The sequence below is a fragment of the Pectobacterium aroidearum genome (genome assembly GCF_041228105.1).
Lineage (GTDB): Bacteria > Pseudomonadota > Gammaproteobacteria > Enterobacterales > Enterobacteriaceae > Pectobacterium > Pectobacterium aroidearum.
On the sequence record NZ_CP166097.1, the window covers coordinates 2,696,014 to 2,720,388 of the forward strand.

Below are 24,375 nucleotides of genomic sequence, written 5' to 3' on the forward strand. Positions count from 1 at the left end.
CTGGATAAAGGAAAAACACAGACTTAGCGCAATCCTTTACTCAGTAGCATTCAGACGCTTTATGTTTTAGTCGTTATTTTCGGTCCGAATATAGAGCTTTATCACATCCCGGAACAATGGCAGGTTTGTACATACATTTAGCGATTTTAACCAATCATTAACCTTTGACGGGCTTCACAAAATGGCTGCTGGCGACAGAAAAATACATACTTCCAGCTAACCGCTCCTAACCGCCTCTTCGTCTCCCTGCCTATCGTAAACACCAACGATCTGGGATTAATGAGGAGCAAAGCATGAGTGCGGGCGCTATTACGATTGGCCTCGACTTCGGCAGTGATTCGGTACGCGCCTTAGCCGTTGACTGCCAAAGCGGGCAAGAGCTGGAAACAGAAGTGGTCTACTACCCCCGCTGGCGCGAGGGTAAATATTGTCAGCCTGCCAACAACCAGTTCCGACACCATCCACTGGACTATATCGAATCGCTGGAACAGGCGATTAAGGTGGTAGTTTCCCGCCTGACGAACGAACAGCGACAACACATCATCGGCATCGGCGTGGATTCGACCGGATCCACCCCCGCACCGATTGATGAACACGGTCAGATCCTCGCGCTGCGCCCCGAATTTGCTGACAACCCCAATGCGATGTTTGTGCTGTGGAAAGACCACACGGCAATAGAAGAAGCGGAAGCGATTAATACGCTGTGCCGGAGCGGCCAATTTCCGGATTACACCCGTTATATCGGTGGCGTTTATTCGTCCGAATGGTTCTGGGCCAAAATCCTGCATGTCTCGCGTGAAGATGCCGCCGTGCGTCAGGCTGCGGTCTCCTGGATAGAACTGTGCGACTGGGTGCCCGCCCTGCTTTCCGGTACGCAGGCGCCTGCCGATATCCGCCGTGGTCGATGCAGTGCCGGACATAAATCACTCTGGCACCCTAGCTGGGGTGGACTGCCGCCAAAAGACTTCCTACACGCACTCGATCCCTGCCTGACCGAGACATTACAGTACCCGCTGTTTACCGATACCTGGACCGCCGAACAGCCGGTGGGCACGATTACCGCCGAATGGGCGCAGCGGCTCGGCATTCCCGAGACGGTTATTCTGGCAGGCGGTGCATTTGACTGCCACGTCGGTACCGTTGGTGCAGGCGCACAGCCGTATACGCTGGTTAAAGTGATTGGTACGTCTACCTGCGACATTCTGATTGCCGACGACGCACGCATAGCCGATCGCACCATCGCCGGTATCTGCGGGCAGGTCGACGGCAGCGTCATCCCCGGCTATATCGGTCTCGAAGCAGGACAGTCCGCCTTCGGCGATATGTACGCCTGGTTTGGGCGACTGCTGGGCTGGTCATTGCAGGAAGCGGCAAAAGACTATGCCGAACAAGGTCATCCCGAACTCAAAACGTCCTTACAGGCGATGGAAGCCAAGCTGCTGGAACGGCTTACCCGCTGTTGGGCGGAAAATCCCACGCTGGATCACCTGCCTGTCGTGCTGGACTGGTTTAACGGCCGTAGAACGCCGTTCGCCAATCAGCGCCTAAAAGGCGTGATTACCGATCTCAATCTGGGTACCGACGCCCCCACGCTGTTCGGCGGCTTTATTGCGGCGACCGCCTTTGGCGCGCGCGCGATTATGGAATGCTTTGAAGATCAGGGTGTCCCCGTCGAGAACGTGCTGGCACTGGGCGGCATCGCGCGAAAATCTCCCGTCATCATGCAAGTCTGTACCGACGTGATGAATCGTCCTTTGCAGATCGTCGCTTCCGATCAGTGTTGTGCGCTCGGCGCGGCAATCTTTGCCGCCGTCGCCGCCGGCGTTCACGGAGATATTCCAACAGCACAGCAGCATATGGCCAGCGGCATCGAACGCACCTTAATGCCGGACAGCCAGCGCGTTGCCCGTTATCAGCAGCTTTATGCGCGCTATCAGCAGTGGTGTCGCCTCGCGGAACCGGCCTATAGCCCAACGTCTACGGCAAAAAACTAATTTTATCCCTCTGGGGATCACGTTACAGGAGTCATCATGGATCATTTTAAGCAGCTTGAAGTCTGGTTCGTCATCGGTAGCCAGCACCTCTACGGGCCGGAAACGTTGCGTCAGGTAAAAGAGAACGCGGAAAAGGTCGTCGCCGGGTTGAATCAACAGGCGAACCTGCCGGTTAAGCTGGTGCTGAAACCGCTGGTGAAAACACCGGACGAAATTCTGGCGCTGTGTCGCGATGCCAACTACCAGGATAACTGTATCGGCCTGCTGACCTGGCTGCATACGTTCTCTCCAGCCAAAATGTGGATTGGCGGCCTGAGTATCCTCAGTAAACCGCTGCTGCAATTCCACACCCAGTTCAATGCCGAAGTGCCGTGGGACACCATGGACATGGATTTCATGAACCTGAACCAGACCGCGCACGGCGGACGCGAATTTGGCTTTATCGGCGCCCGGATGCGGCAGGCGCATCAGGTCGTCGTCGGCCACTGGCAGGATAAAAACGCCCATGCCCGTATCGGAAAATGGATGCGGGTAGCTGCCGCCATTCAGGAAAGTAAACAGCTGAAGGTCGCGCGCTTTGGCGACAACATGCGTGAAGTCGCCGTCACCGAAGGCGATAAAGTCGGCGCGCAGATCCAGTTCGGTTATTCCGTCAGCGCCTGGGGACTGGGTGATTTAACTACCGTGGTTGATGCCGTATCCAAAGGCGATATCAATGCGCTGGTCGACGAATACGAAGCCAGCTACCAGTTAACGGATGCGGTGAAACTCAACGGCGCTAACCGCCAGAACCTGCTGGATGCAGCACAGATCGAACTCGGGATGAAACGCTTTCTGGAACAAGGCGGCTACCATGCGTTCACTACCGATTTTGAAAACCTGTATGGCCTGAAACAACTGCCGGGGCTGGCGGTGCAGCGTCTAATGCAACAGGGCTATGGTTTCGGTGGCGAAGGCGACTGGAAAACCGCCGCGCTACTGCGCATCATGAAAGTGATGGCCAGCGGTTTGTCGGGCGGAACGTCCTTCATGGAGGATTACACCTATAACTTCCAGAATGGTAACGATCTGGTCGTTGGCTCCCATATGCTGGAAGTCTGCCCCACCATTGCGAAAGAACAGAAACCGATTCTGGATGCGCAATACCTTGGCATTGGTGGAAAAGCCGACCCTGCTCGGTTGATTTTCTCCACGCCAGCCGGGCCGTCACTGAATGCCAGTGTGATCGACATGGGCGACCGTTTCAGAATGCTGGTTAATCTGGTCGATACGATCGAACAGCCGCACCCATTGCCGAAATTGCCGGTTGCCCGCGCCATCTGGAAAGCGCAACCGTCGCTGGACGTGGCGGCCGAAGCCTGGATTCTGGCTGGCGGTGCGCATCACACCGTCTTTAGTCAGGCGTTAGATCTCGAACACATGCGGCTCTACGCCGAGATGCAGAACATTGAACTGTTGGTGATCGACAACGAAACCCGACTCCACGAATTCAAAGATGCGCTGCGCTGGAACGAGGTGTACTACAAGCTGTGTAGTCGCTAGAAGCATCGTTAGAAGCAAACATCAGGGGCAGATTCCCACACAATCTGCCCCTTTATAGGCATTCACCCTTCCCACTCGCTATTTAGCATCTCGACTTAGCATTCAGCATCTTTTCGTGTCAATTCATTATTTTTCATTTTCATTTGTTTGTTGTTGAAAAATAAGCGTACTTTATTACATCGCCCTCTAGACAGGCTTTCTCGCTTGCATATACTTAGTCATCTCAATCACATAACTATTAGACCAATCACCATGACCGTTCATGACTATTTGCTTAAATTCAGAAAAGTCAGCTCAACAGAAAGTCTGGAAAAACTCTTTGATCACCTCAATTACTCTCTGACAGACAGTCAGGAAATCATCAACATGTATCGTGCCGCGGATCATCGGCGGGCTGAACTGGTGTCTGGCGGGCGCTTATTCGATATCGGCTGCGTGCCGAAATCCGTCTGGTACCACGTCCTGTAATGATAAATAGTCATCAGCGATAAAAAGAATAATTATGCAATAATTTCCTCCCGGGCTATTGCTCAGAACGCACCTTGCGTGACCGTCTGACAGCCCGGCGTTTCTCTTATTCAGAACAACTAACCTTTAGTCCCTTGCAGGGGACGTCGATAACCCTACTTTGGGTATGTTGTCGAAAACCCGACAATGCCTGATAATAGTCCGGTTTTGTTTTGTAGGCACCGTAATGACCGAATACGCATTGCTCTTTGTTAGCATCCTTCTGGTAAATAATTTCGTCTTAGTGAAGTTTCTTGGGCTGTGCCCCTTTATGGGCGTGTCCAAAAAGCTGGAGACGGCGATTGGCATGGGAATGGCGACCACGTTCGTCATGACCGTCGGCTCCATGTTTTCTTGGCTGGTTAACGAGTTTATTCTTGTTCCGCTCGATATTCTCTATCTACGCACCATGGCGTTTATTCTGGTGCTCGCCGTTGTGGTGCAATTCTCCGAGATGTTCGTACGCAAAGTCAGCCCGGAGTTGTATCGTCTGCTGGGGATTTTCCTGCCGCTGATTACCACCAACTGTGCGGTGCTTGGTGTCGTCCTGCTTAACATCAATCTATCGCACGGTTTCCTGAAATCGACGATTTATGGCTTCGGCGGTGCTGCGGGCTTCTCGCTGGTCATGGTGCTTTTTGCCGCCATTCGCGAACGCCTCGCCGTGTCGGATATTCCCGCGCCGTTCAGGGGTTCTTCTATCGCGCTGATCACCGCAGGCCTCATGTCATTGGCGTTTATGGGCTTTACCGGACTGGTGAAATTCTGATGAGCACTATCTGGATTGCCATTGCGGCATTAAGCGCCCTCGCGCTGGCATTCGGTCTGGTGCTCGGTTACGCCTCCCGTCGGTTTGAAGTCGAAAATGATCCGATCGTAGAAGAAGTGGAAGCGATGCTGCCACAAAGCCAGTGCGGCCAGTGCGGTTACCCTGGCTGCCGGCCTTACGCCGAAGCCGTCGCGCTGAATGGGGAAAATATTAATAAGTGCGGCCCCGGCGGCGAAGCGATGATGTTGAAGCTGGCTGAAAAACTTAACGTCGATCCTCAGCCGCTGGAAGGCGATGCCGACGTGCAAGCGCCTGCGCGTCAGGTTGCCTGGATCGACGAAAGCAACTGCATCGGTTGCACCAAGTGCATTCAGGCCTGCCCGGTTGATGCCATCATCGGCAGTACCAAAGCGGTACACACCGTCGTGAGCGATTTATGTACTGGCTGCGATCTCTGCGTCGCCCCTTGCCCTACGGACTGTATCGAATTACGTCCTATCGCTCCGACTCCCGCTAACTGGAAATGGGATCTCGATACGATTCCAGTACGCGTTATTCAAGTAGAACGACATGCTTAAGCTGTTTTCCGCCTTTAAAAAAGACAGGATTTGGGATTTCGACGGCGGCATCCATCCGCCGGAAATGAAGACGCAGTCCAGCCGGACGCCACTGCGCCAGATTCCTCTGCCAGAACAGTTCATTATTCCACTCAAGCAGCATCTTGGGCCGGAAGGAGAGATCTGCGTCAGCGTCGGCGATAAAGTGCTGCGCGGCCAACCGCTCACCCGAGGCAGAGGCCGCACCTTGCCCGTTCACGCACCAACGTCGGGAACGGTGAACGCAATCCGTCAGCACACGACGGCACATCCTTCTGGCTTGTCCGAACTCAGCATCATTATCGTGCCGGATGGTGAAGATCGCTGGTGCGATCGCCAGACTTTGGCGGATTATCAAACACAGAGCACCGACACACTGCTTGCCCACCTGCATCAGGCGGGGATTGCAGGACTGGGCGGCGCAGGGTTCCCTACCGCCGCCAAGTTACAGGGTGGGATTCGTGGGATTGAAACCCTGATCATCAACGGCGCAGAATGTGAACCCTATATCACCGCCGACGATCGACTCATGCAGGAGTGCGCCGACGAGATAATTCAGGGCGTCGAGATTCTGTCATTCCTGTTGCAGCCGAAACGTATTCTGATCGGGATCGAAGATAACAAACCGGAAGCCATCAGCGCCCTGCGGCTGGCGTTGGGTAAACGCAGCGATATGCAGTTGCGCGTCATCCCCACCAAGTATCCATCAGGCGGCGCCAAGCAGCTCACCAAGATTCTGACGGGCAAAGAAGTCCCGTTCGGGAAACACTCCGCCGCGATTGGCGTGCTAATGCAGAACGTCGGTACGGCCTTCGCCATCAAACGTGCGGTGATCGACGGCGAGCCGCTCACCGAACGCGTGGTGACGCTCACTGGTGAAGCCTTACGCCAACCCGGTAACGTGTGGGCGCGGCTGGGGACGCCAGTGCGTCACCTACTTAAACAGGGCGGCTTCCATGTCAATAAGCAGCCGATGGTAGTGATGGGCGGTCCGCTGATGGGCTTTACCCTGCCGTCACTGGATGTGCCGATCGTCAAAATCAGCAACTGCCTGCTTGCACCGTCACATACGGAAATGGAGCCCGTTGCCGAAGAGCAGTCCTGTATTCGCTGTAGCCAATGTGCCGATGCCTGTCCGGCAGGCCTTTTGCCACAGCAGCTTTACTGGTTCAGCCGCGGGCAGGAACACGAAAAAGCGCGCAATCACCATCTGTTTGACTGCATCGAATGCGGTGCCTGCGCTTACGTCTGCCCCAGCAACATCCCACTTGTTCAGTATTACCGTCAGGAAAAAGCCGAAATTCGGGCAATCGACGAAGACGCACAGCGTGCCGCGCAGGCTAAAGTGCGCTTTGATGCTAAACAGGCGCGTCTGGAACGGGAAAAAGCCGCGCGCGAACTGCGCCATAAACAGGCAGCGGCTGGCGTATCCACTAGCGATAAAGATGCCGTCCAGGCAGCACTGGAACGCGTGCGTCGCAAGCAAAGCGCCACAACAGAGATTGGGGCACCAATCGCGGTTATGCCTGATGCGCAGCCGGATAACAGTGCAGCCATCGCCGCACGCGCGGCACGGAAGGCATTAGTTCGTGAAGAGCGAGCGCGTGAAAACCAGGCGCAACAGGAAACACCAACGGTCGACGTGCCTTCCACCGAGCTTGATGATCCTCGCAAAGCAGCAGTCGCCGCCGCTCTTGCACGCGTTAAAGCGCGTAAGGCTGCACAGCAGACGGCGACAAACGCAGAAGCTCCCGTGTCATCGGTTACCTCTGACGTAGTTGCAGAACCTGTCGCGGCCGCTGAAACACAAGAGCCGGACGATCCGCGCAAAGCTGCTGTTGCTGCCGCCATCGCTCGCGTTAAAGCGCGTAAGGCTGCACAGCAGATGGCGACAAACGCAGAAGCTCCCGTGTCATCGGTTACCTCTGACGTAGTTGCAGAACCTGTCGCGGCCGCTGAAACACAAGAGCCGGACGATCCGCGCAAAGCTGCTGTTGCTGCCGCCATCGCTCGCGTTAAAGCGCGTAAGGCTGCACAGCAGATGGCGACAAACGCAGAAGCTCCCGTTTCATCGGTTGCCTCTGACGTAGTTGCAGAACCTGTTGCGGTCGTTGAGACACAAGAGCCGGAAGATCCCCGCAAGGCTGCTGTTGCCGCTGCCATCGCTCGCGTTAAAGCCCGTAAGGCTGCCCAGCAGACGGCGACAAACGTCGAGGGATCCGTTTCATCGGTTGCCCCTGACATAGTTGCAGAACCTGTTGCGGTCGTTGAAACACAAGAGCCGGAAGATCCCCGCAAGGCTGCTGTTGCTGCCGCTATCGCTCGCGTTAAAGCCCGTAAAGCCGCGCAGGCATCGTCACATCAAGAGGAATAAATGGCTTTTAGAATTGCGAGTTCACCGTTTACACATAACCAGCAGCGCACACAGCGCATCATGCTGTTGGTGATTCTGGCCTGTCTGCCCGGCATGCTGGCACAGGTCTATTTCTTTGGTTACGGCAATCTGATTCAGGTCGGGCTAGCGTCAGCCACGGCACTCATCGCAGAAGGCGTGACACTGTCACTCAGAAAGTTTGCCGTACGTACGACGCTGGCGGATAATTCTGCACTATTGACTGCCGTGCTGCTCGGCATCAGCCTGCCGCCGCTTGCCCCCTGGTGGATGGTGGTCATGGCAACCGTCTTCGCTATCATTATCGCCAAACAGCTGTATGGCGGACTGGGGCAAAACCCCTTTAACCCCGCGATGATTGGCTATGTGGTGCTACTGATCTCTTTCCCGGTGCAGATGACAAGCTGGCTGCCACCTGTGCCACTGCAAACCATCCCCGTCGGTTTCCATGATGCGTTAATCATTATTTTTACCGGACATACGCCTGACGGATACACCATGCAGCAGCTGATGCATAACGTTGACGGCATCAGTCAGGCTACCCCACTGGATACCTTTAAAACCAGTCTGCGATCCGGCCAAACGCCGCAGAGCATTCTGCAACAGCCGATGTTTGCGCAATCGCTGTCTGGCATTGGCTGGCAGTGGGTGAATATCGGTTTTCTCATCGGCGGGCTGTTTTTGCTAATGCGCGGCACCATTCGCTGGCATATTCCGGTCAGTTTCCTGCTGTCACTGATGTTCTGCGCTTCGCTAAGCTGGGTTATCGCACCGGAGAAATTCGCTCCGCCGATGCTGCATTTACTGTCCGGTGCCACCATGCTCGGTGCCTTTTTCATTGCGACCGATCCCGTTACCGCCTCGACCACAAACCGTGGCCGTCTAATTTTTGGCGCGCTGATTGGGTTACTGGTCTGGTTAATTCGGACTTACGGTGGCTATCCGGACGGCGTCGCGTTTGCCGTTTTGCTGGCGAATATCACCGTGCCGCTGATCGACTATTACACCAAGCCGCGCGCTTACGGCCACCGTCGCTGAGGGGACGTTCATGATAACAACAATGCGTCGCCACGCGACAACACTGGCCCTGTTTGCCGCCTTCACTACCGCAGTCACTGCCGTGGTGAATATGCTGACGGAACCCACGATCTCGCATCAGGCAATGTTGCAGCAAAAGATGCTGTTGGATCAGGTAGTTCCGGCAGAGCTATACAACAGTGACATGCAAAAAGAGTGTTACATTGTCACTAATCCAGCGTTAGGATCGTCAGCGCCGCACCGCGTGTTTATTGCCCGTCAAAACGGTGAACCTGTTGCCGCAGCACTAGAAAGTACCGCGCCAGATGGCTATTCTGGTGCTATTCAGCTGCTGGTTGGCGCCGATTTTCATGGCAAGGTACTCGGCGTTCGTGTAACCGAGCATCATGAAACGCCGGGGCTGGGTGATAAAATCGAAGTACGCATCTCTGACTGGATCACCCGATTCAGCGGACAAACGGTACAGAGCGAGCAAGATGCCCGCTGGGCAGTGAAGAAAGAAGGCGGAATGTTTGATCAATTTACCGGGGCTACGATTACGCCACGCGCCGTCATTAATAGCGTAAAACGCAGCGCGCTTTACCTGCAAACGCTGCCGTCACAAATCAACACGCTATCCGCCTGTGGAGAGAACCAATGAGTCAGACCAAAGCACTTTTTATTGAAGGGTTATGGAAGAACAACTCGGCACTGGTTCAATTGTTGGGTCTCTGCCCCCTGCTCGCCGTGTCATCCACCGCAACGAACGCGTTGGGGCTCGGACTGGCAACCACGCTGGTACTCACCTGTACCAACATGGCCGTCTCTGCGCTACGCCGCTGGGTGCCAGCGGAAATTCGTATTCCTATTTACGTCATGATCATCGCCTCGGTGGTCAGCACCGTGCAGATGTTGATCAACGCCTATGCCTACGGCTTATATCAGTCGCTGGGGATCTTTATTCCTCTGATTGTGACGAACTGTATCGTTATCGGTCGCGCCGAAGCCTTCGCGTCCAAGAATGCCGTCTTCCCTTCGGCTATTGACGGCCTGGCGATGGGGCTGGGAGCCACCAGCGCGCTGGTAGTGCTCGGTTCTTTACGCGAAATTCTGGGTAACGGCACGCTGTTCGACGGCGCGGATTTGCTGTTGGGTAGTTGGGCTAAATCTCTCCGTATCGAGGTTGTACACCTTGACTCCCCGTTCCTGCTGGCGATGCTACCACCGGGCGCCTTTATTGGTCTGGGACTGTTGCTGGCTGCGAAATATTTGATCGATGAGAAAATGAAACAACGTCGAGCTCGCGCTGCTGTCACCGAAGAGAAAGCCGCGCCGGCAACCGGCACCGTAGGGGAATCGCTGTGAACAAAGCCAAACGGATTGAGATCTTGACGCGTTTACGCGCTAACAATCCTCATCCCACGACTGAATTGCAGTTCAGTACACCGTTTGAGCTGCTCATCGCCGTTCTGCTTTCTGCGCAGGCAACCGATGTCAGCGTCAACAAGGCAACGGCAAAACTCTACCCTGTCGCGAATACGCCGGAAACCCTGCTCGCACTCGGTGTGGACGGCGTGAAAGACTACATCAAGACCATCGGTCTGTTTAACAGCAAGGCGGAGAACGTCATCAAAACCTGCCGTCTATTGCTGGAAAAGCATCAGGGACAGGTTCCTGAAGATCGCGCGGCACTGGAAGCCTTACCGGGTGTTGGACGGAAAACCGCAAACGTGGTTCTGAATACCGCGTTTGGCTGGCCGACCATTGCTGTTGATACCCACATATTTCGTGTCAGCAACCGCACAGGGTTTGCGCTGGGTAAAAACGTTGAGCAGGTAGAGGAAAAACTGCTGAAAGTCGTTCCAGCAGAATTTAAAGTCGACTGCCATCACTGGCTAATTCTGCATGGTCGTTACACCTGCATCGCACGCAAACCACGCTGTGGTTCCTGCCTGATTGAAGATTTGTGCGAATTTGGTGAGAAGATCGACGCCTAATCTCTTGTGGTCTGGTAGAAACCCACTCACCAGACCGCCTTCTCCGTTATTCCTCACTCCGCCTCGTCTTTAGTTATCCTACAGTCAGAATGACCCTGTCATTTCCTCGTTTATTTTCATTATGGACATAACGTTCAGCCGTCCATTTTCACGGGATTTGCACAAAGAATAGTATGAACTACGTTTTGAAGCGGTATACAGGCCTGTATGAATCAGACGGTTCATAGAACCCTGAAATTATGCACAGGCCCCAGCGGAGTGACGCCCGATGAATCGGAAAAAGATTCCGAAACAATGCTAAAACTGTGGTCTGTTATCGTTGACCACGATAATTTTGGATACCCGACAATGAATAATTCAGCACAGCATCACTGCAAGGTTGTGTCAGATCAACAATGGTCATTGAGTACGTTCACGGAATTCTATGAGCGAGTCCTAGGATCCAGACTCTACAAACCCTATGGAGAACTGCTTGTCAACGAGATTCGAAAAGATATTGATACCAGGACGCCGCCCACCCGCATCCTGGAGGTAGCTTGTGGAACAGGCCGAATCACCACTGCAATCTATGAGGGGCTGGCAAAGCCACTAAATATCCAACTCACCGCGACCGATTTGTCGAAGATCGCAATTGACATGGCACAGCGTGTGGTCAGTGATGAGATGAGGCGGGATGTCACCTTCATGGCGGATGTGGACATGGCCGATATGCCTTTTGCAGACAACAGTTTTGACATTATCGTGTGTGGCTTTGGGCTGATGTTCCCGCCGGACAAAGTTCGGATCGCCCGTGAGTTTAAACGGGTGCTACGTTCCGGTGGAAAAATTTACGGCACGGTTTTTCATTACAACGAGTTATTCGATCTGGCGCGGAGTGAATCGCAGAAATATTTTGGTATCCCCTCTGCAATTATGGACGCAGCGCTTAGCCTGAGCGATCACTCTCCCATCACCCGGGCCTTCTCCCTTGAGGGACTGTGTCAGAATACCGATGAGAGCGTGACCCTGTACCCCATGAGTTTTCAGCTTAGTGACGATGATACGCGTGAATTCCTCTTTAATGCCTGCATTCTTCTGGAAGAGTTCAACCAGTGTGACAGCGTCATGCGAGAGCAACATCTGGATACCATGCTCCGCGCTTTTAATGCGCAGGTTCCGGACCGACACTATCAGGTCGAAGCCTGGCTGATACGCGGACAGGTCGATAAAACGGGCAACACGTCTGTTAAAAAGGCTCCGGGTCCTGAATTTGCAGAGTTGGCCGCGTTTTATCAACTAACGCCAGAAGCATTCAGGAAGAGAAAGACATTACCGCCCTTGCTGCAAAATTCTCAACCACTACAGCAGTATCTGGCAATGAAGCAGGCATTCTTGTCCGAATATCCCACATACCCTGAAGCCAAGGTTGAAGCGCTTCGGGCACGCAACTTTTCACGTATGGACTCTCGCAAGGTGACCTATCTGGACCATGTAGGTGGCACGCTGGCACCACTGTGTCTTATTGAAGGGAATTACCAGATGCTCAGGAACACTATCCTGGGCAATCCACACAGTGGTTCCAGGACTTCCGAGGAAATTTATGAGCAGGCCCGTCAGGCGATCTATCGCTTTTTCAACTGTTCACCAGATGAGTATGAAATCATCTTCACCGCTAACGCCAGTAGTGCTATCCGCCTTGTGGCGGAATCGTTCCCCTACGAAAATGGAACAGAAGTTCTGCTGACCAAAGATAATCACACCTCTGTCCACAGCATTCGGGAATACGCTAAATCAAAGGGGGCACAGGTAAAATATATTCCCCTGGACCAGGCTCTCCAGATCCCTGACAGTTCAATGCGGCGGGCACTGGATAATTTGTCCCCCAGGCATACCCATCTGCTGGCCTACCCGGCGCAGTCAAACGCCACCGGTATCAGGCACAACCTGAAGTGGGTTAATGCCGCACAGGAGAACGGAGCCATGGTTTTGCTGGATGCAGCTGCGTTTGTCCCGCAGTCCAGACTGGATTATTCGCAACACCAGCCAGATTTTATGACTATCTCCTTTTACAAGATGTTTGGTTATCCGACCGGTGCTGGTTGTCTTATTGCCAGGAGGTCATCGCTGGATAAACTGGTGCCGCACTCCTTTGCTGGCGGTGCCGTGTGCTACTACTCGGGACCGTGGTCTCCAACGGAGCGACTGCTGTACCGTGATGATGGTCGGCGATTTGAGATCGGTACGACAAACTATGCCTCCTTCCATGCCATTGCCTTGGGATTTCAGTTTCTCTCCGAGTTGGGACTTGAAGAGGTTGAGAGACGTTCATCTGCTCTTGCGCGATGGCTTGAGCTGAAACTGTCAGAACTTCGGCACAGCACTAAACTCGGTACCCCTCTCTGTCAGGTGTATGGACTGTCGGTGAAAAATAAAGGGGCCACAGTGATGCTAAATTTTTTCGACTGCAATAACGCCATCTTCTCCCACGCCTTGATCAGGCAAGCTTTGGAGAACGTGGGAATCATTGTGCGTAACGGGTGTTTCTGCAATCTGGGCACTGTTCAGCAGGCGACATACACTACTGCCGGAGCGGAACACTGTGAGCTTGATAAGTATGAAAAAATCCTCGACTGCAAAACCTTTGATGACAAGATCCTCAGCAAGGGCCACTGCGGAGCAATACGTGTTTCACTTGGTCTGGGTTCGAACTTCCGCGACGTTTATTGTTTTTATCTGTTTGCGAAGGGGCTTTTGAACACTGAAGCAGAGAGTTTTGAGATGGCAATGTCCAGTTCGACCTTTCCGGCCTTCATTTCAACATCATTAGAATAATGGCGTAGCACATTAATATTTAATTTAATGGCTATTTAAAGTAACCGCTTAACTGCGGTTACTGTTTCGCTGCTCCCCAAATCCTATGTTGTAGCATATTCTTCTATCAAAAAGCCTGTATAAAAACACACATAACCACTATTTAAGGCTAATAAGTTATTTTTAATAGAAAATTTAGTGATTGAAAGTCACTTAGAGTGATTATCCCTATATTCATCTTATTACGTGCATTTGATCGATTTTTATACTCACTGCATATTTAGTAATATGCAAAAGATTAAACCGCATATTCATTCATAGTTAATGATATTGTCTTGGTTTTAACTAAAAGGCAGATTATATCCCTTCACGGGAAAACAAAAACGTAAAACCGAGATAATAATTTGAAGTGAAAGCAAGATATGAAATTAAACTCTGCATAACATTTGATTTATGGTTTTATCCCGTAACAAAATCCACTTGTAACAAAACATGTCAAAAAGCTTGCCTGTCCGTAAAATAACGTCAATATAACGCCGTTTTTCCTCCCCATAACAATGAAAAGAGGTCGCAGTTTCACTGCCTCACTCTTGTTATTTTCTCGTTAAAAAAAACGAGATATGTGAAATCAGAGGTCTTTGTGTCAACAGCAAACAACAACAGCGAATCTACCGAAAGCGTCAGTATGAACGCTTTCAAACAACCAAAAGCGTTTTATCTCATCTTTAGCATTGAGCTGTGGGAGCGTTTTGGTTACTACGGCCTGCAAGGCATCATGGCCGTTTATCTGGTCAAAATGCTGGGTATGTCCGAAACCGACTCCATCACCCTTTTCTCCTCGTTCAGCGCGCTGGTATACGGTTTCGTCGCTATTGGCGGCTGGCTGGGTGATAAGGTCCTCGGCACCAAACGTGTGATCGTGCTGGGTGCTATCGTGCTGGCGATCGGTTACACCATGATTGCCTATTCAGGCCACAGCGTGGCGTGGGTTTATATCGGTATGGCAACCATTGCCGTCGGTAACGGATTGTTTAAAGCCAACCCGTCAGCCCTGCTGTCTACCTGCTATGCGAAGGACGATCCACGTCTGGATGGCGCCTTCACTATGTACTACATGGCGGTGAACATTGGTTCCTTCTTCTCTATGCTGGCAACACCGGTGCTTGCAGCGAACTATGGCTGGAGCGTTGCCTTCTCCCTGAGCGTAGTCGGTATGATTCTGACGCTGGTTAACTTCATGTTCTGCCGTAAGTGGGTTAGCACACAAGGTTCTCAGCCAGATTTCCAACCAATCAACCTGAAAAAACTGGTCATTACCCTCGCGGGTATCGTTGTGCTGGTCGCGCTCTCCACCTGGCTGCTGCACAATCAGGGCGTTGCCCGTTGGATTCTGACCATCATTTCACTGGCCGTTGTCGCCATCTTCATCAAAGAAATGCTGGCGGTGAGCGGTGCTGAACGCCGGAAAATGATCGTTGCGCTTCTGCTCATGCTGGAGGCCGTGGTCTTCTTTGTGTTGTACAACCAGATGCCAACATCGCTGAACTTCTTTGCGATTCGCAACGTTGAGCACTCTATTTTAGGTTTTGCCTTTGAGCCGGAGCAGTATCAGGCACTCAACCCATTCTGGATCATGGTTGCCAGCCCGCTTCTGGCTGCGGTTTACAACAAAATGGGCGACCAACTGCCGATGGCGCACAAGTTTGCGATTGGTATGGTGCTGTGCTCCGGCGCGTTCCTGGTACTGCCGTGGGGCGCCAGCATGGCAAACGAACAGGGTATCGTGTCCGTTAACTGGCTGATCCTCTGCTATGGCCTGCAAAGTATCGGGGAATTAATGATTTCCGGTCTGGGGCTGGCGATGGTCGCTCAATTGGTGCCACAGCGCCTGATGGGCTTCATCATGGGCGCCTGGTTCCTGACATCAGCGGGTGCCGCCATTATCGCAGGCTACGTCGCTAACATGATGGCCGTGCCTGAGAACGTCGTAGACCCGCACGTATCCCTTGAGGTTTACAGCAATGTCTTCATGCAGATTGGTATCGTTACGGGCATCATCGCCGTTCTAATGCTGCTGACCGCGCCAAAACTGACGCGCATGACGCAAGATGTCGCTACCGACGTTCCTGCGGACGCCGCCACTACGACAGCATCCGCCTGATAACCAGCCTGAGCACCTCACGCCAATGAACGTGTGAGGTGCGATGAGCAAAGCGTTTGATGATATAAATGATATAAATGATAAAAAGCCAGACAATGTCTGGCTTTTTTACGTTGGTTGATCCGCCCTAAATGACGCTTACTTCACCGGCAACGTGACATCCTTGAACATCGCTTCTATTTCATCATTTGAACGCAGCGCAACGGCAGTATCGACGACATCACGCGTTAAATGCGGAGCAAAACGCTGGATAAAATCATACATGTAACTACGCAGGAACGTACTGCGACGGAAGCCAATTTTCGTTGTGCTGTAGCTGAAAATACTGTTCGCGTTGATGGTCACCAGATCGGTTTCCGTTTGCGGATCGACCGCCATATTAGCAATCACCCCTACACCCAGCCCTAAACGCACGTAGGTTTTAATTACATCGGCATCCGTGGCAGTAAAGACGATACGCGGCGTCAACCCCGCACGGTTAAACGCGGTATCCAGCTCGGAGCGCCCCGTAAAACCAAAGGTATAGGTGACGATGGGATAAGCGGCCAGCTCTTCAATGGAGATATCTGTTTTGGAGGCCAGCGGGTGATCGGGTTTTACCACCACCGCGCGGTTCCAGTGGTAGCACGGCAGCATGATCAGATCGTCGTACAGGTGGAGCGCTTCGGTCGCAATAGCAAAATCCGCAGCCCCTTTCGCAACAGCCTCCGCAATCTGCGTCGGTGACCCCTGATGCATGTGCAGCGACACGCGGGGATAGCGATCGATAAAGCCTTTAATCACGCTTGGCAGCGCATAGCGCGCCTGCGTATGCGTGGTCGCCACGTACAACGACCCTTTATCGGGATAAGTGTGCTCTCCGGCAACCGCTTTGATGGCATCGACTTTCGACAACACTTCACGTGCAATGCGGATGACTTCCTGTCCGGCTGGTGTCACCTGTGTCAGGTGTTTTCCACTACGGGCAAAAATCTGAATGCCCAACTCATCCTCCAGCATGCGGACCTGCTTACTGATCCCCGGCTGGGAGGTGTACAACCCTTCTGCGGTAGAAGACACATTCAGGTTGTGATTAACAACTTCAACAATATAACGAAGCTGTTGTAGTTTCATAATTTATCCCATTCCCAATTGAAGTGTGCACGTGGCATCTCACGACGTTCTGACGACGTTCCGTTTTATTGATTTTGACTACGCCTTAATCATCTGGCGTATATTTCCATCAATTAATGTCATTTAATCATAAAAATTATTTTTATATAACCATTTTTACATGGTGATAGCGATAAAGAACGCAGTACGTGCGATTATCACCGAGGTAAACCGCATGATTCTCTATCACGGATCAACAATCCTCATGCTACCGTAGGACAATCTTCATATCTCTGTTTTATCTGGAGATTTTCTGCGATCGAAAAAGCCAGCCTTGCGGCTGGCTTGATGTCGCTATTGCTCACACATAACGGGATTATGCGTAAGATGGCAGAAGGTGGTTACTTCTTGCCTTCAACCCATTTGCCATCGATATAAAACGCTGACCAGCCCGTTGCCTTGCCGTCTTTTTCTGACGAGACATATTGCTGTTTGGTCTTACGGCTGAAACGCACCTGCGTCTTGTTGCCATCTTTATCGACCACTGGCGCTTCCGCCAAATAGCGCAGTTTTTCTGGCAGACGATCCTTGAAGCGCACTAATTCTTCTACCAGCGGTGCCCGCGTTTCACGAGATTTCGGGAACGTATTAGCGGCAAGGAACACCCCTGCTGCACCGTCACGCAATACGAAATAAGCATCGGACTTCTCGCAAGGCAGCTCAGGCAACGGAACCGGATCTTCCTTCGGTGGCGCAACATCGCCATTACGCAAGATCTTACGCGTGTTAGTGCACGTCTCGCTGGTGCACGCCATGTACTTACCGAAGCGTCCCATTTTGAGATGCATCTCGGAGCCACACTTTTCGCACTCAACAATCGGGCCATCATAGCCTTTAATGCGGAACTCGCCAGTTTCGATCTCATACCCGTCACAGGCTGGGTTATTCCCGCAAACATGCAGTTTACGTTGATTATCAATCAGGTAGCTGTCCATCGCCGTACCACATTTTTCACAGCGGCGACGGGCACGCAGCGCGTTGGTTTCAGCATCATCGCCTTCCAACACGTTCAGCACTTCGTTTTCCGGTATCAGGTTGATCGTGGTTTTGCAGCGCTCTTTCGGCGACAGTGCATAACCGGAACAGCCCAGAAACACCCCGGTGCTGGCGGTACGAATCCCCATTTTGCGAGAGCACGTCGGACAGTCAATGCTGGTCAACACCATCGCATTGGGACGCATGCCGCCTTCTTCCGGATCCTGCTCTGCTTTTTCCAACTGCTGGCTGAATTCGTTGAAGAACTCATCCAACACCGCTTTCCATTCCGCCTGATTATTGGCGACCTGATCGAGACGGCTTTCCATCCGCGCGGTGAAATCGTAATTCATCAACTCGCGGAAGTTTTCTTCCAGCCGATCGGTAACGATTTCGCCCATCTTCTCGGCGTAGAAACGACGGTTCTCCACTCGGACATAGCCGCGATCCTGAATGGTTGAAATAATAGACGCGTAGGTAGACGGACGGCCAATACCGCGTTTTTCCAGTTCTTTAACCAGTGAGGCATCGCTGTAACGCGCAGGCGGTTTAGTGAAGTGTTGTCCTGGCAGCAGTTTCTGCAGTGACAGCACTTCGCCCACCGCTACGGTTGGCAATGTGCGGTCTTCATCATTTTTACGCAGCGCAGGCATGACTTTCGTCCAACCATCGAAACGCAGCGTACGGCCTTTCGCACGCAGTTGATAATCGGCCGCTTCCACGATTAACGTGGTGGAATCGTATTGCGCAGGCGTCATTTGACAGGCGACGAACTGACGCCAAATCAACTGATACAACTTCTGCGCATCGGTTTCCATATCTTTCAGGCTGTCGGCCAGCACGCCAACATCGGAAGGACGAATTGCTTCGTGCGCTTCCTGAGAGTTTTCTTTGCTGCTGTAAAGGTTCGCGGATTCGGGCAGATAACGCTTGCCGAATTCTTCGCCAATATAGCCACGCACCATCGTCAAGGCATCCTGACTGAGGTTCGTTGAGTCAGTACGCATGTAAGTGATGTAGCCCGCTTCATACAGACGCTGTGCCATCATCATGGTTTTTTTCACGCCAAAGCCAAGGCGTGTACTGGCGGCCTGTTGCAGCGTTGAGGTAATGAACGGCGCGCCCGGTTTGCTGCTGGTCGGTTTATCTTCACGATCGGCAACCACATAGCGGGCGTTTTCAAGCAGGCTAACCGCAGCCTGCGTTTGTTCTTTATTAACCGGTTTAAACGGCTTGCCGCTGTGGTGCGTTACCTGCATTTGCAGTTGAATATCGCTGCCTGCCAGTAAATCGGCGTGCAGTTCCCAATATTCTTCCGGCACAAACGCCTTGATCTCGCGTTCGCGATCGACAATCAGGCGAACCGCAACCGACTGCACGCGTCCGGCGGACAGGCCGCGGGCGATTTTTTTCCACAGCAGTGGGGATACCATGTAACCCACCACGCGATCCATAAACCGACGCGCCTGCTGTGCATTAACGCGGTCAATATTCAACGTGTCTGGTTTTTCAAACGCCTGTTTAATGGCATTTTTCGTGATTTCGTTAAACACCACGCGACTGAAACGCTCATCTTCACCACCAATGATTTCCCGCAGGTGCCAGGCAATGGCTTCCCCTTCGCGGTCAAGGTCGGTTGCGAGATAGATGTGGTCGGCATTTTCCGCCAGCGTTTTTAATTCGGAGACAACCTTCTCCTTACCCGGCAGTATTTCGTAGTTGGCTTGCCAGCCATGGTAAGGGTCGACGCCCATACGATTAACCAGCGCGGATTTTTCATCCTTTTTGACTTTCTTTTTCGTTTTATCTTTAGTCGTTGAGTCCGCGCTCTTTTTACTGACTGAGCCACTCGTCGGCAAATCGCGTACATGACCGACGCTGGATTTCACCACGTAGTCATTGCCTAAATACTTATTGATCGTTTTGGCTTTTGCCGGGGACTCGACGATAACGAGAGCTTTACCCATATGTACTATTACCTGCTGAATTCTTCTGAAAATCAGATATTTTTCGGGGCATCCAGAGCGGATTCTACTGACTGCGCAAAATCCCACACTCTACCTGATAAATACTGCCACGCAACCTAATTAGCATGGAAATCCGGTTTTATCCGCTTCCTGCCATACGGAATATCGGCAGGTAAGCCCCTAAAATGTAGCCCATTTGCATTATAATCTACCCTTTACGCTGAAACCGTATCGCAGTACCCTTTCCCTTGATGCGACTATTTGAAATAGCCGTATTGATTGTTGAAATAGCGGTATCGGTTTTCGAAGTAACGTCGTTAATAAATCGCATTCCGTTGATAGACTGCGCATTGTAGATAGCGTGCAACTACCCCCTTTTCAAGGGTGAGTACAGGAGTAAGAATCATGTCACCTGAACATCAGGTTAACGAAGAAAAGCGTCCTATTGACCGCCAGAGCTTATTAGTTGAAGCCAATGACATCATTAAACATCACGATGACTATTTGCATGGCATGGTCGCTGATAGCGTAGAACAAAAAAACGGCGTGCTGGTTTTTCGCGGTGAGTTTTTTCTCGATGAGAATGGAATGCCAACCTTAAAAAGCACTGCGGTATTTAACATGTTCAAGCATCTTGCACATGTTTTATCCGAAAAATATTATCTGATTGATTAAAAGCAAATGCCCGCGAACTGCGGGCATTTGATCGTGTAGCGCTTAACTGGAGCGATTACAACAGGGGCTTTGAACCACGTTGCCACCAGCGCAGCATCAGTCGTTCTGCGGTATCCCCAGCGCTGCCCGTCAGGCGATCCAACAGGCGTTTACGGCGCGTATAGCGCACACTTAAGACTTCATGGCTGGCCATTTCAGCAATCAGCAGATCGTCACTGGTGCCAATGGCGTCAATCAATCCCAGATCTTTCGCCTGCGTGCCAAACCAGTGCTCTCCTGTCGCAACCGAATCAATATCTAACGAAGGGCGCATCTGCTGCACAAAATCCTTAAACAGCGTATGCGTGACATTCAGATCTTCGCGAAATTTCTCACGGCCTTGTTCGGTATTCTCACCAAACAGCGTCAACGTACGCTTGAATTCACCGGCGGTGTGCAGCTCAACATCAATGTCTTTGTTTTTCAGCAAACGGTGGAAATTGGGAATTTGTGCCACGACACCAATAGAACCCACAATCGCAAAAGGAGCCGCTACAATACGGTCAGCCACGCAGGCCATCATATAACCACCGCTGGCAGCCACTTTATCCACGGCGACGGTCAAACGCACACCGCCCTGACGTAAACGTTGTAATTGCGAAGCCGCTAGCCCATAGCCGTGCACCACACCACCGGGGCTTTCGAGACGCAACAGCACTTCATCCTGCGGCTTCGCGACAGCCAGTACGGCGGAAATCTCTTCGCGCAGTGAACTGACTTCGCCCGCATCCATACTGCCGTTGAAATCGAGAACGTACAGGCACGGTTTGACACTTTTCTCTTCACCACGTTTGGCGCGCTGTTTATCTTGCTTCGCGGTTTCTTTGTCTTTCTTCTTTTCTTGTTTCGATAGCAGCTTACGTTCGGTGTCGCTCATACAGGCAGTCTGCATTTCGCGCTGCATTTCCTGATATTGCTCGCCCAGATTCGTGACCTGCAACTCACCTTTATGCTGGCGCTTACGCTGCGTCATCCCGAATGCCAGAACGACTAACGCACCAATAGCCACCACGATAGTGAGTACCTTAGCCAGGAATAAACCGTACAGAGAAAGTAATTCCACAAACACCGTCCTCATTGACTGCGTATTAATTAATGTTGGTTTACTCACCAACCGTGGCATTGACGTCGTGCGCCATACCCTTCCTATAACCTAACTGATGGCACGCAATATGGCGATGTTATTCCTGCGTTTTTTATGCCTATTGCTGTTTTTTACAACAGCACAGGGATAAATAGAGACAGTCTCATTGAAAACGTACGACATTTGAGGCATAACACCCCCATTCACCCTGCCCGGATGCGCCGTCATCTGGCGTTCTGAGCGGTACGCCCCGAAACATCTCGCCGTGCCGACACTCAATGGCAGGTTCATTATCTGAAGCGTGGCTGTTTTGCGCCACGGCAAGAGGAATTCATTGTGCATTACCAGCCTAAAATCGATTTACTGCAAAACCGCATCATTCTGATCACTGGTGCCGGTGACGGCATTGGCCGGGAAGCCGCGTTGACCTACGCCCGCTACGGCGCACACGTCATTTTGTTAGGACGAACAGAAAGTAAACTTCAGGCGGTTAAACAGCAAATCGAGCAGGAACACGGTACGCCAGCACACGTTGTGGTCTGCGATATGCTGGCCTTATCCTCCGCACAGTGCTTTCAACTGGCTGACGAACTGGCACAGGTTGTACCGCATCTGGACGGTGTTCTTCACAACGCCGGGCTGCTCGGGGAAATCGTGCCTATCACACAGCAAACGCCAGAGATCTGGCATCAGGTTATGCAGGTTAACGTCAACGCCACCTTCATGCTGACACAGGCGCTGCTGCCGCTGTTATTGAAATCATCTTGCGCGTCTCTGGTTTTCACCAGTTCGAGCGTAGGCCGCGAAGGTCGAGCTAGCTGGGGAGCTTACTCCGTATCCAAGTTCGCGACAGAAGGCCTGATGCAAGTACTGGCAGAAGAATATCGCTCACAAAACCTGCGCGTGAATTGTATTAACCCCGGCGGAACGCGTACGGGAATGCGTGCATCGGCGTTCCCCAATGAAGATCCGATGAGGCTGAAAACGCCAGCAGATATTATGCCGCTGTATCTCTATCTGATGGGTGATGACAGCCGCCGCAAGACGGGGATGAGTTTTGACGCACAGCCGGGCAGAAAAGCCGGTCCAGCCGAATAAGAGAGCAGAACACGTACGATGAGCGATGAACGCCACCAGCAGCGCCAGCAACGCCTGAAAGAAAAGGTCGACGCCCGTATTGCCGCCGCAAATGAAACGCGCGGTATCCTGATTGTCTTCACCGGTAACGGGAAAGGAAAAACCACGGCCGCGTTTGGCACCGTCACGCGGGCAATCGGCCACGGATTACGAGCAGGCGTGATCCAGTTTATCAAAGGCGAATGGCCAAACGGTGAGAAGAACCTGTTGCAACAGCACGGCGTGGAATTTCAGGTCATGTCGACCGGCTTTACCTGGGAGACGCAGAACCGTCAAACGGATACGGAAGCAGCGCAGCATGTCTGGCAGCATGGCAAACGAATGCTGGCCGATACACAGCTTGATCTCGTCGTGTTAGACGAACTGACGTATATGATTAGTTATGACTATCTGGATTTAAGTGACGTTGTCACTGAATTGAAGCAGCGCCCTGCCGGACAAACAGTCATTATTACTGGCCGTGGCTGCCATCGTGATTTGCTGGAAATGGCCGATACCGTGACCGAAATGCGCCCTGTCAAGCATGCGTTTGATAACGGGATTCAGGCACAGCAAGGCATTGACTGGTAAAACCGCCATCAGTGAGAAAAGAAATATCGTGAAATGAAAACGGGCAGCGCAAGCTGCCCGTGAAGCACAGAAATAATGGTATTAGCCGTTGCGCTTCGGTTTCGGAGACGTACGGCGAGCCGGAGCGGTACTAATCTGGCTGTGACGTTTTACCGCACGACGGATTTGATTCGCTTTCACCCGACGACGTTCGCGCTCAACTGGCAGTTTCGATACCGTTTCTGCCGGAAGCTGCACCAGCTCACGCAGGTAATTCAGCTGTTCCAGCGGCATTTCTGCCCAGCCACCGCGCGGCAGACCTTTCGGCAGCGTAATATCGCCGTAGCGCACGCGAATCAGGCGGCTCACCTGCACGCCAACCGCTTCCCACAGACGGCGAACTTCACGGTTACGCCCTTCTGTCAGCGTCACGTTATACCACTGGTTCAGACCTTCACCGCCCTGATAGCGGATCGTACGGAACGACGCCGGGCCATCTTCCAACTGGACGCCTTTGCTCAGTTGTTTGATCTTTTCGTCATCCACTTCACCGAAGACCCGCACGGCGTATTCACGCTCAACCTCACGGCTAGGATGCATCAGGCGATTGGCTAACTCACCGTCGGTCGTGAACAGCAGCAGACCGGACGTGTTCACGTCGAGACGCCCTACCGCCACCCAGCGAGAGCCCTGAATTTTCGGCAGACGGTCAAACACCGTCGGGCGGCCATCAGGATCGTTGCGGGTACACAGTTCGCCTTCTGGTTTGTAATACACCAGCACGCGACACACGGTTTCTTCGGTTTCCTTAACGGTAACCACATGGCCATCAATACGGATTTTGGTGGCTTTCGTCACTTCAACGCGGTCGCCCAGTGTGGCAACTTTACCGTCAACGCTGACGCGTCCAGCCTGAATGATACCTTCAATTTCGCGGCGTGAGCCATGTCCGGCGCGCGCCAGAACTTTTTGTAACTTTTCGCTCATTGAGCAACCTCTAGTGTCGCCTTCCCAGGCGTCGGGGGGAGTCAT

19 protein-coding genes are annotated in these 24,375 nt (G+C 52.4%); 15 read left to right on the top strand and 4 right to left on the bottom strand.

The window, feature by feature from the left end; translation table 11 throughout:
* Window positions 1–293 precede the first annotated feature (293 nt).
* The 12 genes from AB8809_RS12395 to dtpA all read left to right on the top strand — a co-directional run bounded on the left by AB8809_RS12395 (window position 294) and on the right by dtpA (window position 15,765).
* A complete protein-coding gene (locus tag AB8809_RS12395; RefSeq protein WP_182099703.1) occupies window positions 294–1,994 on the top strand; it encodes a ribulokinase in 1,701 nt (566 codons plus the stop codon).
* A gap of 36 nt (window positions 1,995–2,030) precedes the next feature.
* The gene (araA, locus tag AB8809_RS12400) at window positions 2,031–3,536 is read left to right on the top strand and encodes an L-arabinose isomerase (RefSeq protein ID WP_349855951.1); all 1,506 of its coding nucleotides are present in this window, start codon (window positions 2,031–2,033) and stop codon (window positions 3,534–3,536) included.
* 252 nt (window positions 3,537–3,788) lie between these two features.
* Window positions 3,789–4,004 carry a transcription modulator YdgT gene (ydgT, locus tag AB8809_RS12405; protein ID WP_015840260.1) on the top strand — a complete coding sequence of 72 codons (216 nt, stop codon included), beginning with the start codon at window positions 3,789–3,791 and terminating at the stop codon, window positions 4,002–4,004.
* A 226-nt stretch (window positions 4,005–4,230) separates the two neighbouring features.
* Window positions 4,231–4,812, top strand: a complete 582-nt coding sequence (gene rsxA, locus AB8809_RS12410) for an electron transport complex subunit RsxA (RefSeq protein WP_015840259.1) — start codon at window positions 4,231–4,233, stop codon at window positions 4,810–4,812.
* Window positions 4,812–5,390: an electron transport complex subunit RsxB gene (gene rsxB / locus AB8809_RS12415; RefSeq protein WP_015840258.1), complete on the top strand. Its 579-nt coding sequence runs from the start codon at window positions 4,812–4,814 to the stop codon at window positions 5,388–5,390. Before rsxA ends, rsxB begins: the two co-directional genes overlap by 1 nt.
* Window positions 5,383–7,782 (top strand): electron transport complex subunit RsxC, encoded by a 2,400-nt coding sequence (rsxC, locus tag AB8809_RS12420; RefSeq protein WP_369986516.1) that lies wholly within the window; start codon window positions 5,383–5,385, stop codon window positions 7,780–7,782. Before rsxB ends, rsxC begins: the two co-directional genes overlap by 8 nt.
* Window positions 7,783–8,838, top strand: coding sequence for an electron transport complex subunit RsxD (gene rsxD, locus AB8809_RS12425; protein WP_349856689.1), 1,056 nt, complete (start codon window positions 7,783–7,785; stop codon window positions 8,836–8,838). It begins immediately after the preceding gene.
* Window positions 8,839–8,848: 10 nt separating this feature from the next.
* Window positions 8,849–9,478 (top strand): electron transport complex subunit RsxG, encoded by a 630-nt coding sequence (gene rsxG / locus AB8809_RS12430; protein ID WP_349856690.1) that lies wholly within the window; start codon window positions 8,849–8,851, stop codon window positions 9,476–9,478.
* The gene (locus tag AB8809_RS12435; protein WP_182099699.1) at window positions 9,475–10,182 is read left to right on the top strand and encodes an electron transport complex subunit E; all 708 of its coding nucleotides are present in this window, start codon (window positions 9,475–9,477) and stop codon (window positions 10,180–10,182) included. The genes rsxG and AB8809_RS12435 overlap by 4 nt, the downstream gene beginning before the upstream one ends.
* Window positions 10,179–10,814: an endonuclease III gene (nth, locus tag AB8809_RS12440; RefSeq protein WP_349856691.1), complete on the top strand. Its 636-nt coding sequence runs from the start codon at window positions 10,179–10,181 to the stop codon at window positions 10,812–10,814. Before AB8809_RS12435 ends, nth begins: the two co-directional genes overlap by 4 nt.
* A gap of 348 nt (window positions 10,815–11,162) precedes the next feature.
* The gene (locus AB8809_RS12445) at window positions 11,163–13,625 is read left to right on the top strand and encodes an aminotransferase class V-fold PLP-dependent enzyme (protein WP_369986517.1); all 2,463 of its coding nucleotides are present in this window, start codon (window positions 11,163–11,165) and stop codon (window positions 13,623–13,625) included.
* A 619-nt stretch (window positions 13,626–14,244) separates the two neighbouring features.
* Window positions 14,245–15,765, top strand: a complete 1,521-nt coding sequence (gene dtpA, locus AB8809_RS12450; RefSeq protein ID WP_180776822.1) for a dipeptide/tripeptide permease DtpA — start codon at window positions 14,245–14,247, stop codon at window positions 15,763–15,765.
* 138 nt (window positions 15,766–15,903) lie between these two features.
* On the opposite strand, the gene cysB is transcribed toward dtpA, so the two are convergent.
* Complete coding sequence (cysB, locus tag AB8809_RS12455; RefSeq protein ID WP_349856693.1) at window positions 15,904–16,878, bottom strand: HTH-type transcriptional regulator CysB; 975 nt, start codon at window positions 16,876–16,878, stop codon at window positions 15,904–15,906.
* A gap of 380 nt (window positions 16,879–17,258) precedes the next feature.
* A complete protein-coding gene (gene topA, locus AB8809_RS12460; protein ID WP_349856694.1) occupies window positions 17,259–19,859 on the bottom strand; it encodes a type I DNA topoisomerase in 2,601 nt (866 codons plus the stop codon).
* Window positions 19,860–20,264: 405 nt separating this feature from the next.
* Here topA and AB8809_RS12465 point away from each other — a divergent pair, with 405 nt between their 5' ends.
* Window positions 20,265–20,534, top strand: a complete 270-nt coding sequence (locus tag AB8809_RS12465) for a YciN family protein (RefSeq protein WP_180776824.1) — start codon at window positions 20,265–20,267, stop codon at window positions 20,532–20,534.
* Window positions 20,535–20,589: 55 nt separating this feature from the next.
* On the opposite strand, the gene sohB is transcribed toward AB8809_RS12465, so the two are convergent.
* Window positions 20,590–21,636, bottom strand: coding sequence for a protease SohB (gene sohB / locus AB8809_RS12470; protein WP_180776825.1), 1,047 nt, complete (start codon window positions 21,634–21,636; stop codon window positions 20,590–20,592).
* 357 nt (window positions 21,637–21,993) lie between these two features.
* Between sohB and AB8809_RS12475 the strand changes: the two genes are divergently transcribed.
* On the top strand, window positions 21,994–22,755 hold the full coding sequence (locus tag AB8809_RS12475; protein WP_181846740.1) for a YciK family oxidoreductase: 762 nt from the start codon (window positions 21,994–21,996) through the stop codon (window positions 22,753–22,755).
* An 18-nt stretch (window positions 22,756–22,773) separates the two neighbouring features.
* Entirely contained in the window at window positions 22,774–23,364 is a 591-nt protein-coding gene (gene cobO / locus AB8809_RS12480; RefSeq protein ID WP_349856695.1) for a cob(I)yrinic acid a,c-diamide adenosyltransferase, read from the top strand.
* 81 nt (window positions 23,365–23,445) lie between these two features.
* Here cobO and rluB read toward each other — a convergent pair whose 3' ends face one another.
* Window positions 23,446–24,330, bottom strand: a complete 885-nt coding sequence (rluB, locus tag AB8809_RS12485) for a 23S rRNA pseudouridine(2605) synthase RluB (protein ID WP_015840244.1) — start codon at window positions 24,328–24,330, stop codon at window positions 23,446–23,448.
* Window positions 24,331–24,375 lie beyond the last annotated feature (45 nt).

Bases quoted from the DNA above. Each gene is read 5' to 3' on its own strand.
- rsxD (WP_349856689.1), top strand. From the start codon at position 7,783: ATGGCTTTTAGAATTGCGAGTTCACCGTTTACACATAACCAGCAGCGC.
- cobO (WP_349856695.1), top strand. From the start codon at position 22,774: ATGAGCGATGAACGCCACCAGCAGCGCCAGCAACGCCTGAAAGAAAAG.
- rluB (WP_015840244.1), bottom strand. From the start codon at position 24,330: ATGAGCGAAAAGTTACAAAAAGTTCTGGCGCGCGCCGGACATGGCTCA.
- rsxC (WP_369986516.1), top strand. From the start codon at position 5,383: ATGCTTAAGCTGTTTTCCGCCTTTAAAAAAGACAGGATTTGGGATTTC.
- rsxB (WP_015840258.1), top strand. From the start codon at position 4,812: ATGAGCACTATCTGGATTGCCATTGCGGCATTAAGCGCCCTCGCGCTG.
- AB8809_RS12435 (WP_182099699.1), top strand. From the start codon at position 9,475: ATGAGTCAGACCAAAGCACTTTTTATTGAAGGGTTATGGAAGAACAAC.
- AB8809_RS12395 (WP_182099703.1), top strand. From the start codon at position 294: ATGAGTGCGGGCGCTATTACGATTGGCCTCGACTTCGGCAGTGATTCG.
- AB8809_RS12465 (WP_180776824.1), top strand. From the start codon at position 20,265: ATGTCACCTGAACATCAGGTTAACGAAGAAAAGCGTCCTATTGACCGC.
- araA (WP_349855951.1), top strand. From the start codon at position 2,031: ATGGATCATTTTAAGCAGCTTGAAGTCTGGTTCGTCATCGGTAGCCAG.
- rsxG (WP_349856690.1), top strand. From the start codon at position 8,849: ATGATAACAACAATGCGTCGCCACGCGACAACACTGGCCCTGTTTGCC.
- cysB (WP_349856693.1), bottom strand. From the start codon at position 16,878: ATGAAACTACAACAGCTTCGTTATATTGTTGAAGTTGTTAATCACAAC.
- topA (WP_349856694.1), bottom strand. From the start codon at position 19,859: ATGGGTAAAGCTCTCGTTATCGTCGAGTCCCCGGCAAAAGCCAAAACG.
- rsxA (WP_015840259.1), top strand. From the start codon at position 4,231: ATGACCGAATACGCATTGCTCTTTGTTAGCATCCTTCTGGTAAATAAT.
- AB8809_RS12445 (WP_369986517.1), top strand. From the start codon at position 11,163: ATGAATAATTCAGCACAGCATCACTGCAAGGTTGTGTCAGATCAACAA.
- ydgT (WP_015840260.1), top strand. From the start codon at position 3,789: ATGACCGTTCATGACTATTTGCTTAAATTCAGAAAAGTCAGCTCAACA.